This is a genomic window from Rhodococcus sp. IEGM1428, from assembly GCF_050321865.1.
In the GTDB taxonomy this organism is placed as follows: Bacteria; Actinomycetota; Actinomycetes; order Mycobacteriales; family Mycobacteriaceae; genus Rhodococcoides.
Window position 1 is genome coordinate 504,835 of the sequence record NZ_JBNQFW010000004.1, and the last position, 13,210, is coordinate 518,044.

The 13,210-nt window shown below is 64.7% G+C and carries 18 protein-coding genes; 11 read left to right on the forward strand and 7 right to left on the reverse strand.

Annotation, left to right across the window (positions count from 1 at the left end; genetic code table 11):
* Positions 1–2: 2 nt before the first annotated feature.
* The gene (locus ACQR3T_RS20595; protein ID WP_428694669.1) at positions 3–590 is read right to left on the reverse strand and encodes a TetR/AcrR family transcriptional regulator C-terminal domain-containing protein; all 588 of its coding nucleotides are present in this window, start codon (positions 588–590) and stop codon (positions 3–5) included.
* A 123-nt stretch (positions 591–713) separates the two neighbouring features.
* On the opposite strand from ACQR3T_RS20595, the gene bioB reads away from it, so the two are divergent.
* Genes bioB through ACQR3T_RS20610 form a run of 3 tightly spaced genes read left to right on the forward strand, consistent with a single transcriptional unit; the run spans position 714 to position 2,541 of the window.
* A complete protein-coding gene (gene bioB, locus ACQR3T_RS20600; RefSeq protein WP_428694728.1) occupies positions 714–1,706 on the forward strand; it encodes a biotin synthase BioB in 993 nt (330 codons plus the stop codon).
* Between the two features lie 22 nt (positions 1,707–1,728).
* A complete protein-coding gene (locus ACQR3T_RS20605; protein WP_032379013.1) occupies positions 1,729–1,953 on the forward strand; it encodes a hypothetical protein in 225 nt (74 codons plus the stop codon).
* Positions 1,954–1,959: 6 nt separating this feature from the next.
* Positions 1,960–2,541 (forward strand): DUF2567 domain-containing protein, encoded by a 582-nt coding sequence (locus ACQR3T_RS20610; RefSeq protein WP_428694670.1) that lies wholly within the window; start codon positions 1,960–1,962, stop codon positions 2,539–2,541.
* Between the two features lie 14 nt (positions 2,542–2,555).
* On the opposite strand, the gene ACQR3T_RS20615 is transcribed toward ACQR3T_RS20610, so the two are convergent.
* On the reverse strand, positions 2,556–3,254 hold the full coding sequence (locus ACQR3T_RS20615; RefSeq protein WP_428694671.1) for an NUDIX hydrolase: 699 nt from the start codon (positions 3,252–3,254) through the stop codon (positions 2,556–2,558).
* 79 nt (positions 3,255–3,333) lie between these two features.
* On the opposite strand from ACQR3T_RS20615, the gene nadA reads away from it, so the two are divergent.
* From nadA to ACQR3T_RS20640, 5 genes are all read left to right on the forward strand, one after another.
* Positions 3,334–4,392, forward strand: coding sequence for a quinolinate synthase NadA (nadA, locus tag ACQR3T_RS20620; protein WP_052065879.1), 1,059 nt, complete (start codon positions 3,334–3,336; stop codon positions 4,390–4,392).
* Positions 4,389–5,957, forward strand: a complete 1,569-nt coding sequence (locus ACQR3T_RS20625; protein WP_428694672.1) for an L-aspartate oxidase — start codon at positions 4,389–4,391, stop codon at positions 5,955–5,957. Before nadA ends, ACQR3T_RS20625 begins: the two co-directional genes overlap by 4 nt.
* A 1-nt stretch (position 5,958) precedes the next feature.
* Positions 5,959–6,834: a carboxylating nicotinate-nucleotide diphosphorylase gene (nadC, locus tag ACQR3T_RS20630; RefSeq protein WP_428694673.1), complete on the forward strand. Its 876-nt coding sequence runs from the start codon at positions 5,959–5,961 to the stop codon at positions 6,832–6,834.
* Between the two features lie 32 nt (positions 6,835–6,866).
* On the forward strand, positions 6,867–7,241 hold the full coding sequence (locus ACQR3T_RS20635) for an RNA-binding S4 domain-containing protein (RefSeq protein WP_037150788.1): 375 nt from the start codon (positions 6,867–6,869) through the stop codon (positions 7,239–7,241).
* Positions 7,242–7,307: 66 nt separating this feature from the next.
* Positions 7,308–7,490, forward strand: coding sequence for a hypothetical protein (locus ACQR3T_RS20640; protein WP_428694674.1), 183 nt, complete (start codon positions 7,308–7,310; stop codon positions 7,488–7,490).
* A gap of 53 nt (positions 7,491–7,543) precedes the next feature.
* Here ACQR3T_RS20640 and ACQR3T_RS20645 read toward each other — a convergent pair whose 3' ends face one another.
* Together ACQR3T_RS20645 and ACQR3T_RS20650 are read right to left on the reverse strand one after the other, a co-directional pair.
* Positions 7,544–9,337, reverse strand: coding sequence for a DUF222 domain-containing protein (locus ACQR3T_RS20645; protein WP_428694675.1), 1,794 nt, complete (start codon positions 9,335–9,337; stop codon positions 7,544–7,546).
* Positions 9,338–9,416: 79 nt separating this feature from the next.
* Positions 9,417–10,400, reverse strand: coding sequence for a LysR family transcriptional regulator (locus ACQR3T_RS20650; protein WP_037177542.1), 984 nt, complete (start codon positions 10,398–10,400; stop codon positions 9,417–9,419).
* A 99-nt stretch (positions 10,401–10,499) separates the two neighbouring features.
* Here ACQR3T_RS20650 and ACQR3T_RS20655 point away from each other — a divergent pair, with 99 nt between their 5' ends.
* Positions 10,500–10,916, forward strand: coding sequence for a DUF5997 family protein (locus ACQR3T_RS20655; protein ID WP_428694676.1), 417 nt, complete (start codon positions 10,500–10,502; stop codon positions 10,914–10,916).
* Here ACQR3T_RS20655 and ACQR3T_RS20660 read toward each other — a convergent pair.
* From ACQR3T_RS20660 to rhtB, 3 genes are read right to left on the reverse strand one after another with little or no spacing between them, the layout of a single operon-like run.
* Positions 10,913–11,296 (reverse strand): YchJ family protein, encoded by a 384-nt coding sequence (locus ACQR3T_RS20660; RefSeq protein WP_428694677.1) that lies wholly within the window; start codon positions 11,294–11,296, stop codon positions 10,913–10,915. The two genes, ACQR3T_RS20655 and ACQR3T_RS20660, sit on opposite strands and share 4 nt — an antisense overlap.
* Positions 11,293–11,442 (reverse strand): hypothetical protein, encoded by a 150-nt coding sequence (locus tag ACQR3T_RS20665; protein WP_155289322.1) that lies wholly within the window; start codon positions 11,440–11,442, stop codon positions 11,293–11,295. Before ACQR3T_RS20665 ends, ACQR3T_RS20660 begins: the two co-directional genes overlap by 4 nt.
* Before the next feature lie 11 nt (positions 11,443–11,453).
* Positions 11,454–12,080, reverse strand: a complete 627-nt coding sequence (rhtB, locus tag ACQR3T_RS20670) for a homoserine/homoserine lactone efflux protein (RefSeq protein ID WP_428694678.1) — start codon at positions 12,078–12,080, stop codon at positions 11,454–11,456.
* Between the two features lie 81 nt (positions 12,081–12,161).
* Between rhtB and ACQR3T_RS20675 the strand changes: the two genes are divergently transcribed.
* Positions 12,162–12,629, forward strand: a complete 468-nt coding sequence (locus ACQR3T_RS20675; RefSeq protein WP_428694679.1) for an SRPBCC family protein — start codon at positions 12,162–12,164, stop codon at positions 12,627–12,629.
* A gap of 21 nt (positions 12,630–12,650) precedes the next feature.
* A complete protein-coding gene (locus ACQR3T_RS20680; RefSeq protein ID WP_037177552.1) occupies positions 12,651–13,169 on the forward strand; it encodes a DinB family protein in 519 nt (172 codons plus the stop codon).
* The last annotated feature ends 41 nt before the right edge of the window (positions 13,170–13,210 follow it).

Below are 13,210 nucleotides of genomic sequence, written 5' to 3' on the forward strand. Positions count from 1 at the left end.
CTCTAGCGCCGGATCCGATCGGTTGTCGAGTGGCGGACTCCGTCGACGAAGAGCCGCAATCCGAAATCGAATCTGCTGGTCGGGTCCGGACTCTCGAAGATCGGGGATGCTTCGGGGGTGAGGGCTCCTGCGGAGTCCATCTGTAGACGCGATTGTTCGTCCACTGTCTGGCCGAGAACGTAGTACAGCAGGGTGTCGGCGGTCAGTTCCGCGTCGCGTCGCGGAAGTCCCGCGCGAATGCAGACGGCGGCAATGCGTTCGCGAATGCGATTGGTGGTCATCCTCGACGCGTAGGTCGCGGCGACGAGTTCGGCCCCGTCTCGACGGGAGAGAAGCGCGTCGCGCAGCCGATGCGCTATCTGCTCGATCTGCGTATCCCACGCGCCCTCGGCCGGTGGTGCATCGGCGCTGGACAGCAGATGGTCGGCGATCGCGCCGAGCAGGGTCTGTTTGTTGGGGAAGTGCCAGTACAGCGCACCGGGCTGCACGTGCAGGGACGTCGCAAGCCGTCGCATGGTCAGGTCGGCAAGGCCGTACTCGTCGAGAATGACGATCGCGCCGTCCAGGACGTCTTGCCTGTTGAGTTGCACTGCTTCCCCCAAGTCGATCGACGCCTCGTCGCTTTGACAGTAGCCGAGCGCGGTGCCTAACGTGAACGCCGTTCAACTTGAACGGTGTTCAATGTGTCACCGTTCGACTACGAGGGGACCGGAATGGACATTTTGCGCACGGCGCGTACACAGGTGCTCGACGACGGCATTGCACTCGAACGATCTCAGGTTCTCGAGGTCCTCCAGCTCGGCGACGACCGTCTCGAGGAGGCGATGCTGCTCGCGCACGAGGTACGGATGAAGTGGTGCGGCCCCGAGGTCGAGGTCGAGGGAATCGTCAGCCTCAAGACCGGTGGATGCCCCGAGGACTGCCACTTCTGTTCGCAATCGGGACTTTTCGCATCTCCGGTGCGCGCTGCCTGGCTCGACATCCCGTCTCTGGTCGAGGCGGCCAAGCAGACCGCGAAGACAGGGGCGACAGAATTCTGCATCGTCGCGGCGGTCCGCGGACCCGACGCCAGGCTGCTCGCCCAAGTCGCTGCGGGAATCGAAGCCATTCGAGGCGAGGTGGACATCGACATCGCGTGTTCGCTGGGCATGCTCGAGCAGGATCAGGTCGATCAGCTCGCAGCGATGGGTGTGCACCGCTACAACCACAACCTGGAGACCTCTCGCTCGTACTTTCCGAATGTCGTGACCACGCATACCTGGGAGGAACGGTGGAACACGCTTCGGATGGTGCGGGAGGCAGGCATGGAGGTGTGCTGCGGCGGCATCCTCGGGATGGGGGAGACACTCGAGCAGCGAGCCGAGTTCGCGGCCGATCTCACCGCACTCGAGCCCGACGAAGTGCCCTTGAACTTCCTCAATCCGAGACCGGGAACCCCGTTCGGAGACCTCGACGTGCTGCCGGCATCCGACGCTCTGCGCGCCGTCGCCGCGTTCCGTCTCGCGCTGCCGCGGACGATTCTGCGATTCGCGGGCGGGCGCGAGATCACTCTCGGTGATCTGGGTGCCAAGCAGGGAATTCTCGGCGGCATCAATGCCGTCATCGTCGGCAACTACCTGACGACGCTCGGTCGTCCGGCCGAGCAGGATCTCGATCTTCTCGGCGAGCTGCAGATGCCGATCAAAGCGCTCGACTCGACTATCTGATGGGCGTATTAGGGTGGGTCGAATGACGAGTGAGACCCGCTACGACCCGTACACCGGTCGGCCTGTCGACGCCGGAGCCGAGGTGGGTGCGGATTCGTTGTCGGTCGCCGTCCGGCTCGGGTTGGAGCCGCCTCGGTTCTGCGCAGAATGCGGTCGCCGCATGGTGGTGCAGATAGTCCCCGACGGGTGGTCCTCGGTGTGCTCGCGGCACGGCCTGATCGACTCGGCAGCGACGGGCAGGCGCTAGGTGTCCATGTCGGAAATGCTCGAAAGTCCGCCGCGACGCAGCACCCGCCGGGTTCTGGCGGTGGTGGTAGCGATATCGGTGGCGCTGTCCGCACTGGGCGGCATGCTGTGGGGCCTGTTGGCGCCTGCGCAGCAGTTGCTCGTGGTGGCGCAGGACCGCGGGGCGGCTCTGACCGGTGAAAGTCTGCACCGATTCGACGCCATCGCGATCTTCTCCCTCGTCTCGTTCGCGCTCGGTCTCGTACTCCCGGTCGGTTGGTGGCTGTGGAAGTCGGAGCGGGGTCCACGCCTCTTCGTGGCAATTTTCGTGGGTGCGCTCGCCGGTTCGATCGCTGCGATCGTGGTCGGCAATGCTATTGCCGCCCTGCGATTTCCGGAGGCCACCGACCCTGCAGTGGGCTCGATCGTCACGGTGGCACCGAGCATCGAGACTCCACTGGTGCTGATCGTCCAGGCGCTGACGGCGTCGTTGGTCGTCCTGCTGTTGGCAGCAATGAACCCCAACGACAATCTGCGACATACCGATCCCGAACCCGAGGACGCCGAGCCGTTCCCGCCGCCGTCGTTCGATTCGAATCGGGCCGACTGACACGTCGGCAGGGTTCACGCCTGCGGAGGACGCAACGCAGCGAACTCGTCGGTGACCCGAATGCTGTTGTCGGCAAAGCGAAACAGAGCCGGCGGCCTGCCGCCGGCTTTGCCGGACGGCGCTCGACGGCCGGTGGGTTCGATGACGCCCCGACGACTCAGCACCCGCTGCAGGTTGGTGGCATCCACCTGGTACCCCAGTGCCGCACCGTAGATTTCGCGCAGCGACGAGATCGCGAAGTCGACCGGAGCCAGTGCGAAGCCGATATTGGTGTACGACAGCTTCGCTACCAAGCGGTGTCGGGCGTGAGCGACGACGGTTCCGTGGTCGAACGACATGTCGGGCAGCGCGGAAACCGGGTGCCATGCGGTGTCCGAGGGGAGTGTCGGCTCGGCCGATATCGGCACCAGGCCGAGGAACGTCGACGCGATTCGGCGATCTCCCGGTACGCGGTCGGGTTCGCTGAAGATGGACAGCTGTTCGAGGTGCGCAACCGAGCGCACATCGACCTTCTCGGCGAGCTGACGGCGCGCGGACGCGGCGAGATTCTCGTCGTCGCGCAGGGTCCCACCGGGAAGCGACCAGGTGCCGACCTCGGGGTCGAGAGCGCGCTGCCACAGCAGCACTGCCAGTTCAGGGCTATCCGGGTCGGAAAAGGCTCGAACTTGGAACACCGCGATGAGTACTTCGTGGACGGTGCTACGATGAATCATGTTTTCGATCATAGGTCGAAAACTCCCTCGGAGGAAATTCGGTCACCGACGACCGGATGATCGGTGAAGGAGAACCGTCATGACCAGCAGCGCTACCCGGGTGAACATCCTGGACTCGGCATTCGCCGGAGTTCGCGACATCGTCGACGGAGCAGGTGGCTACGGGGGAGTGGAAGCAACTCCGGAATGGGCGGCCGAAGTACGACGGCTCGCCGATCTGCGCGGCGCGACGCTGCTCGCGCACAACTACCAGCTGCCCGCGATTCAGGACGTCGCGGACCATGTCGGCGACTCCCTTGCGCTCTCGCGTATGGCGGCCGAGGTCTCCGAGGACACCATCGTGTTCTGCGGAGTTCATTTCATGGCCGAGACCGCCAAGATCCTGAGCCCGCAGAAAACGATCCTGATCCCGGACCAGCGCGCCGGCTGCTCGCTGGCCGATTCCATCACCGCAGACCAGCTCCGCGAATGGAAGGCAGATTTTCCCGACGCTGTCGTCGTCTCGTACGTCAACACCACCGCCGAGATCAAAGCACTGACCGATATCTGCTGCACATCGTCCAACGCTGTGGAGGTCGTGCAGTCCATCGACCCCAGCCGCGACATCCTGTTCCTGCCCGATCAGTTCCTCGGCGCACACGTCAAGCGCGTGACAGGACGCGAGAACCTGCACATCTGGGCCGGAGAATGCCACGTGCACGCCGGTATCAACGGCGACGAGTTGGCCGAGAAGTCTCGCACCCATCCCGATGCCGAGCTGTACGTGCACCCCGAATGCGGTTGCGCCACGTCGGCTCTCTACCTCGCCGGCGAAGGGTTCGTTCCGGCCGAGAAGGTCAAGATCCTCTCCACCGGCGGCATGCTCGACGCGGCCCGCACTACCGCGTCGAAGCAGGTTCTGGTCGCCACCGAGATCGGCATGCTGCACCAACTGCGCATGGCCGCACCCGACGTCGACTTCCTCGCTGTCAACGACCGTGCATCGTGCGGCTACATGAAGATGATCACCCCTGCCGCGCTGCTTCGTTGCCTCGTCGAAGGGCGAGACGAGGTACATGTCGACCTCGAAACTGCGAACATCGCCAGCAAGTCGGTGCAGCGGATGATCGAAATCGGTACCCCCGGCGGCGGAGAGTGAATCCGTCCGTCGGGTGGGAAACGGGAGCTGATCTGGTCGTCGTAGGCGGCGGTATCGCCGGGCTCACTGCGGCTCGTACCGCTGCCGCCCGCGGCCTCAGGGTGCTGACCGTGAGCAAGGGCAGCTCCACCGACACCGCGACACAGTATGCCCAGGGCGGGATCGCGGTCGTCGGAGCAGAATTCGGCGATTCGATCGAATCGCACGTGGCCGATACGTGTGCTGCCGGTGCCGGACTGTGCGACGAGGACGCCGTGCGCTCCATCGTTGCCGGCGGGCGTGCGGCGATCGCTTCGCTCGAAGCTGCGGGAGCAGAATTCGATCGTGCTGCCGACGGCTCCGTCGCACGCACCAGGGAAGGCGGCCACAGTGTGCGCCGCATCATCCATGCCGGCGGCGACGCCACCGGTGCGGAGGTGCAGCGCACGCTGGACGGTGCAGTGCCGACGGTGCAGTTCGACACGACCGCGTTGCGGGTGCTGACCACCGAGGGCGAGGTTGTCGGTCTGCTCGTCCGCGGGCCCGACGGCCTCGGAATCGTTCATTGCCCGACGGTTCTCCTGGCCACCGGCGGACTGGGACAGCTGTACTCGTGCAGCACCAATCCGGCCGGCGCGACGGCAGACGGCATCGCGCTCGCCCTCGATGCAGGTGCCCGCGTGGCCGATCTCGAATTCGTGCAGTTCCATCCCACGGTGCTGTTCGCTGCCGGGACGACGGGACGCCGTCCGTTGATCAGCGAGGCGGTACGCGGCGAGGGTGCCCACCTCGTCGATGTCGCAGGCCGCGCGTTCATGGCCGGAGTGCACCCGCTCGGTGATCTTGCCCCGCGCGACGTGGTGTCCCGGGCCATTGCCGAACTGCTGCACGACAGCGGCGACGACCTCGTGCTGCTGGACGCCCGCCGCGTGGAGCACTTCCACGAGCGATTCCCGACCGTGACCGCCTCGTGCCTCGAGGCCGGCATCGATCCGGCGGCCAACCTGATTCCGGTGGCACCCGCAGCGCACTATTCGTGCGGAGGAGTGGTGACGGACACGGCTGGACGCACCTCGGTTCCGGGCCTGCTCGCCGCGGGTGAAGTGGCACGCACGGGCTTGCACGGCGCAAACAGGTTGGCGTCGAACAGTCTGCTCGAAGGTCTTGTCGTGGGTGAACGTGCGGCAATTGTGGCTGCCGAACGGGTCGGCAGGAGGGTCGAGGTGACGGACCTCGCGTTACCCATCTATCGCCGCATCGACCGGGGCGTGCTGCAGCGCACGATGACTGCCGAGGTCGGTGTGGTTCGCGATGCAGTGGGACTCGCTGCGGCACAACGCGTCCTGGCTCAGGGTGTCGTATCGGAACCGCCGGTCGACGCCCGTGCTGTCGAGGATGCTGCGCTGACAGCCGCGGCGGAGGTCATCGTCCTGGCCGCGAACCACCGCCGCGAAAGTAGAGGGTGCCACACCCGACGCGATTTCCCCGAGAGTGCGCCATCGCAACGCCGAAGCCTGCACATCGAACGAGATCCCGAGGGACGGCTGGGGATCGTGAACGACGACGTGATGACGGGAGCAAGCTGACATGTCCGAAATCTCGACCGAGGTGAACCCGGGTGTCGACCGAGCCGAGGTGCTCGCACTGATCCGGACGGCGCTGGACGAGGACTTGCGGTACGGGCCCGACATCACTACCACGGCAACGGTTTCCGAGGACGCGGTGGCGACGGCCTCGGTCGTGTCACGCCAGTTCGGCACGATCGCCGGCCTCGACGTCGGCCTTCTGGTCCTCGACGAGGTGATCGGTCCCGAGGGGTATTCCATCGTGCATCGCGTCGAGGACGGGGCGAATGTGGAACCAGGACAGGCCGTTCTGACGGTCGAGGCCCCGACTCGAGGGTTGCTCACGGCCGAGCGCACGATGCTCAACATCGTGTGCCATCTCTCGGGAATCGCCACCGCGACAGCCGGCTGGGTCGCCGAGGTTGCCGACACCGAGTGCAAGATTCGGGACAGCCGAAAGACGTTGCCGGGCATGCGTTCTTTGCAGAAGTACGCGGTGCGCGCCGGCGGTGGCGTCAATCATCGAATGGGGTTGGGCGATGCTGCGCTCATCAAGGACAATCACGTTGCGGCTGCCGGTTCGGTCGTCGCTGCGTTGAACGCGGTGCGGGCCGCTGCGCCGAACATCGCCTGTGAAGTGGAGGTCGACAGCCTCGAACAACTCGACCAGGTGCTTGCCGAGAACGTCGAACTCGTTCTGCTGGACAACTTTGCGCTGTGGCAGACACAGATGGCGGTTCAGCGTCGTGACAAGTTCGCTCCCGAGACCAAGCTGGAATCCTCGGGTGGGTTGACGGTCGACGTGGCACGGGATTACGCGCGGACGGGGGTCGACTTTCTTGCCGTGGGCGGTCTGACACACTCGGTGACAGTGCTCGATCTCGGTCTGGACATGTAGTCAGGCCCGCGATGTGAGGAATTCGTTCGAAGATGGAAGTACAGAGTGCCCGCCTCGACAGCTGGATCTGGGCGGTGCGGTTGTTCAAGACGCGGTCCGCTGCAGCCGCTGCCTGCCGTGGTGGGCACGTCCGCGTCAACGGAACCCCAGCCAAGCCTGGTCTGCGAATCGGCCCGAACGACGAGGTTCGGCTGCGGGTCGACGGCGTGGAGAAGATCGTCGTGGTCGTGCGGGCGATCACCAAGCGTGTCGGTGCAGCTGTCGTCCCCGAGTGCCTGATCGATCACAGTCCGCCGCCGCCTCCGAAGGAAGTTCTGGCCTCCGTACCGCGTCGTGATCGAGGAGCCGGCAGACCGACCAAGCGCGATCGTCGTGAGATCGACCGACTGCGGGGCCTGGGTCTCTAGTGCGCGCGAGCCTATTCGGTTACCTTAGGTAACGACAAGAGGCTCGTACGCGCAAGGAGGTGTGGCATGGACTCCGTCCTGTGGACCCCACGTTTCGCGGCTGTGTACTTCCCTGCAGCAGCGTTGCTACTCATTCTGTTTCTTGCTATCGACGCGTCCCTCGCCATTGCCGCACCTCTTCTGTTGATTTCGGTAGGACTCGGAATCGCAGTTCTGATTCGAAATCGAAAGCGTCACCCTGTTCGCTGAGGCGCTTTGGGGCCTGCCCAGGCAGAGCTGTGCCGTGATTCTGGTGTAGGTCGTCATGCGGGTTGTCGTGGTTCCTCGTCGCCTGTGTCGTCGTGGTGGTCGGGTGGGTAGAGCACTTCTTCGGGGTGGTGTGCGTGGTTGATCAGCCCGCGGCGCTTGGGGTCCATTCCTGTGGGTGGGTGCCAGAGGGTGCGGCCCGGATATCGATGTGCTGCTGTGGTTTTGGTGGTTGCCCATTTTCCTGGTCCGGTGCCGACGAGGGCGTGGTGCATGTCGCAGCCGAAGGTCAGGGAGTCGATGTCGGTGTAGCCGCCGTCGGTCCAGTCGTCGAGGTGGTGGGCTTGGCACCAGGTCGCGGGGCGGGTGCAGGAGGGGAAGCTGCAGCCGCGGTCGCGGGCGATGAGCACGATGCGTTGGTCGGCGGAGGCGATGCGTTTGGAACGGCCGAGGTAGAGGGCTCGTCCGTGGTCGTCGAAGATGGTGAGGTAGTGGTGGGCGTGGGAGGCCATGCGGATGGCGTCGCGGATGGACACGCGGGATCCGGTGGCGGTCATGGCGTAACCGCAGCCGGCGTTCAGGTCTTTGAGGGTCATGGTGACGATGGCGGTGACGGGTAGGCCGCGGTGGGTGCCGAGGGTGCCGGAGGCGAGGGTGTGCCGGAGTGCCATTTTCAGGGCGTCGTGACGGCGTTCGTTCTGGGTACGTCGATCACGCGCGGCGGCAGCATCCCGCGTAGCGGTGTCGGGTGCGCCCTCGGTATCGGTTATGCCGTCCGGGTCAGCAGCGTCCTTGGGTGTCGCAGCGTCCTTGGGTGCCGTTGCGTCCTTGGGTGCCGCTGTGCCGTCGTGCGTTGTTCCACAACGACAGTCGACACCAATGCCGCAATCGTCGTCACTGTCGCTGTTCGTCTCATCCCACAGGCCTGCATCGCTGGAGTCTGCTTCGTGGGTGGTCGGCTCGGGCTTCGGTGCTGCGGCACTGCCGCTCTCGCTGCCCTCGGCGGCGCTGCCGTTCTCGCAATCTTCATCGTCGTGGACGACCGATGTCGGGTCGGCCGGATTGTTCACGCCCGGTTTCGCGGCTTTGGAGAACAGGGCCTCGAGGTAGGCGCGTAGTTCGGAATCGACGCAGAAGTTGCCTTCCGACATACCGTCGGCACCCTGCTCACCGAGATAGAAGAATGCATCGCGTCGTTTGCGTGGCTTGGGCTTACCGTCCTCGTCCTCGTCCTCGTCGTAATCACCGTCGGGGTTGAGGATCGAGTCCAGGTGCGCCACCAACGGCGCGAAATCGTCGGGTCGCCGGGTCGAGGCGTACCCCACCAACTGCTGTTCTGCAAGATCGCGGGTCTGCGGGTCGACGCTGACCGGCAAGTGCTTGAAGAATTCGCGGATCATCTGCACATGCTTGGCATCGAGCAACCCCGCCCGCAACGCTTCCGCGGTATGCGGGAGCAACGGAGGGAGGACTTCACCCGACAACGCGGTGCGATCGCCCAACTCCGCGGCCAGACGTACTCGTGCACCGGCTGCGCGTGGGGTGATCCGCAGCATCCATGCCACCGAGCACGGCACCGACCCCGGATAGACATCGAGGCCGTGTTGGGTGATCAGTTCGTTGAGCCAGGTGTACGAGTACGCCGTCACCGATCGGGTGAGTGTTTCCATGCGTTGGATCACCGCACGCCGGTCGGCATTCGTCCACGACACCGACCCCTGTTCGGCCAATTCGGCGGCCGCGGACTCGACACGATCGATCAGTACCGACAGTTCGGGATCGGACACCTCAGGGGCGGGCGGCACCGTTTCGATGCCGTCCACCCCTGGTCCGCCGTCCCCCGAAAGCATGAACAGAATCTATCGCGACCCACCGACAAGTATTCGAACACACGTTCCCGTGGACCGGAAGCGACGTGGGGAGACCGACTCAGCGACGCTTGCCGCTGCGGCGGGCGTTCGTTTTCGTCTTCGCAACCGGACGGGCCGGCTTGGAGGGGTGCGCCTTCTTCTTCTTGACCGGCGCATCGTCTGCCGAACCTCGTGAGCTACGGGTCGACCGTCCTCGAACGATGCCGATGAACTCCTCGATGCGGTCGTCCTCGTGTTCGGCGACCCACGCCAATGCAATCTGGGAGTGCTCGATGTCGGTCACCGGGCGGTAGACCAGATCTTTGCGAGCGTTGAATCGGGCCACCGAGTGCGGCACGATCGCCACCCCCAGCCCGGCCGCCACGTACTCGAACGTCTCGGCAGTGGAATTCATCGGGGGCAGGGCAGGGCGGTTGCCGGCTTCGAGTTCCGTTGCCACAGCTGCCCATTCGGGCACCGTCGCGGGATCGGCCAGCAGATGCTCGTCGGCGAGATCGCTCGCGGTGACAGAATCGAATGCTGCGACGGCATGGTCTTTCGGGACCACCACAACCTGGACTTCCTGATACAGGCCGATCGCATTGAGGCCCTCCCGATCCAACGGCGGTCGTACGAAGCTCACATCGACCGTTCCGTCGTGCAGGGCCGACACCTGAGTCTCCGGCGTCGTAGCCGTTACGGACAGCGTGACGTCCGGGAACCGATCCGCCCAGATTCGCGTCCACTTCGTCAGCGTCACACCTTCGGCGTAGCCGATGGTGAACGTCGTCGGCTGGGTAGCGGCGGCCTGCGCGAGCTCCGAGCGCCGATCGTCCTCGGCAATCTCCACCAGAGCCCGCTCGAGCAGAGCGCGGCCGTCCTCGGTGAGTTCGGTGGGGGAGACGCCCGGCACGAACAGGTCGACGCCGAGTTGCTCCTCGAGTTCCACGATGGTCTTGCTCAGGCGGATTCGCGATATTCCGAGCGACTGAGCAGCGCGGGCGAAATGCAGTTGTTGCGCCACTGCGGCGTACCAGCGCAGTGTCTGCACGTCGATGTTCACGGAGTCGAGCCTATTGGATGACGCGAATCGCGAGCGGGACGGCGCGCACCGCGCGGAACGGTGGCGTCGAGACCGCGGAATGCCGGATAAGCTGGTCGGGTGAGCCCGGAGAACAAACAGCAGACCATGAAGCCATTGACCGCGGCGAACAAGCTCGGCATCTACCTTCCCGCAGCGCCCGAAGAGTTTCGGAACTCGATGGTCAGCAGGTCCGACCTCGACGCGTTGCGCAACGATCCGCCGCAGTGGCTGACCGAACTGCAGACCAACGGACCGTTCCCGCGCGACGTCATCGCGAAGAAGCTCGGCGTGTCCATCGCAGGCCTTGCCCGCGGCGGAGTCACCGAAGCATTGACCAGTGACGCCATCGACGAGCTCGTCGCCAGCCCGCCGCAGTGGCTCGTTCGTGAGCGCCGCACGCAGATCCAGGTTCGCAAGGATGCCGAACGAATCAAGGAGAAGCAGGAAGCGCGTCGTACTGCAGGGAACCGGCCGACCAAGCTGCGCAACCTCTAGCGCGAGACCACTCCGTCGAGGTAGAGCCAGCGGCCGCCCACGCGGACGAATCGACTTACCTCGCTCATCGTGCCCGCACCCTCGGGGTGCTTGTAATGCGCTCGGAACTCGACTGTTCCCTCGTCGTCGAACAGACCGCCCGCGTCGACCCCGACGATGTCGAGTCGGTACCACCGCTGATCGGAATCGAGATCCAACTCGTGCGGAACCGTAGCGGGATGCCACGACGCGCGTAGGTAATCCGCATCGCCGACGGCGAACGCAGTGAATCGAGATCGCATCAGCTTCTCGGCTGTCGGCGCGCTCGCATCGCCACGCAGATACGGCTCGCAACACGTGTCGAACGCGTCACCGCTCGAACAGGGACACCACCGGCTCACTCCGCTGCTTCCACTTCCACTGTGTAAGTGCCGAGTTCGTGCTCGTCACGCTTACCGACATCCTGAATCCACGTGTTGGCTTCGAGGAGAGTGTCGAACAGTCCCAACGGGATCGGGTCTCCGCCGAGCGCGTTCTTCATGATCACGCGGTACTTCCTCACGGTGTCACCCGACGGACAGTCGCGAGAAACGTTGCGGCAGCGAAGAACATCCCGGCGAACGTGCGATTCATCGTCTTCTGTTGGCGCTGTGAGCGCATCAGCCGCAGCACCCGAGATGCCAGCGAGGTGTATCCGGTCATCACCAGCATGTCGACCGCGACCATCGTGGCCGCGATGACCAGGTACTGAGCGAGCAGGGGCCGCGCCGGATCGAGGAACTGGGGAAGGACGGCGACCATGAACACGACGGCCTTCGGGTTACTGGCGTTGACCAGGAATCCTCGTGCCAGCATCGTCGTTCCGCGATCGGCCACCGCGGGGACGTCGGCGACGTCGGTGGGAGCTGCACGCCACTGACGAACACCCAGGTAGACCAGGTAAGCAACACCGAACCACTTGATCGCGGTGAACGCCAGCGCCGAGCTGGCGAGGACTGCACCCAGTCCGACGGCGACGATGCCGATCTGCAAAAGCAAGCCGATCTGCAGACCGAAGATGTTCCAGTACCCGCGGCGCAGGCCGTAGCGAAGCCCGGTGGACATCGATGCGATGGCACCGGCTCCGGGGGACAGACTGATGACGATGCTCGCGCCGAGAAACGCGAGCCACACTGACCAGGACATGTGTTCATTGAACTATGCCCGTCAATTCGCTTTCGTCTCGACCGGTGTGTCGAACGAGGCGCTGTGGGGTAGGCCGTGGGAATGGCAGACATCAGAACTATCGACACAGGTCCGCAGCAAGTCACCCGTCAGACCGAGGTGCGGGCGTCGGCGACCGAATTGTTCGACATCGTCGCCGATCCCACTCGGCACGGCGAGCTCGACGGATCGGGCACGGTCAAGGACACCGTCCGCGGTCCCGATCGCCTCAGCACCGGCGCGAAGTTCTCCGTCGGCATGAAGCAGTACGGCGTGCCGTACAAGATCACCAGCACCGTCACCGAATTCGTCGACGCCGATCGGCACAAGGTCGTCGAGTGGCAGCACCCGATGGGTCACAGCTGGCGCTGGGAATTCGAGGAGACGCAGCCAGGTCTGACCACGGTGACCGAAAGCTTCAAGTACGGCACCGCCAAGGTCCCGAAGATGCTCGAGCTGTTCAAGATGCCGCAGAAGAACGCGCAGGGCATCAAGAGCACGTTGCACAACCTGGCTGCCCGCTACGCCTGACCTGAATCTATTCTGACCGGCATGCCGATCGATCCCGACACCAAGAACTGGACCTGGGTACTGGAGCGAGCGTGCCCGGATTGCGGGTTCGACTCGAGTGCCGTCGATTACGACGACATCCCGGACCTGATCCGCGCCGACGTCGAGCGTTGGGATGCAGTTCTTCGGCGCGACGACGTAGCGCTGCGCCCCGACGACGCGACGTGGTCTGCGCTCGAATACGCCGCTCATGTCCGTGACGCGCATCGGATTTTTCGTACCCGCCTGGAGCTGGTGCTCACCGAGGACGATCCTGAGTTCGCGAACTGGGATCAGGACGCCACCGCGGTGTCCGAGAACTACAACGATCAGAACCCTGCGGCGGTGGCGGCGGAGCTCGGCGATGCTGCCCGGGCCCTCGCCGACGATTTCGCCGCCGTGCCGCCGGAGAAGCGCCACCGGACGGGTCGACGCAGCGACGGGTCGAACTTCTCCGTCGAATCACTCGCCGCGTACTACATCCACGATCCGATTCACCATCTGTGGGACGTGCGGGGCTGAGCCGAATTCGGTGGAACTATCCTGGGAGTTCGGACAACACT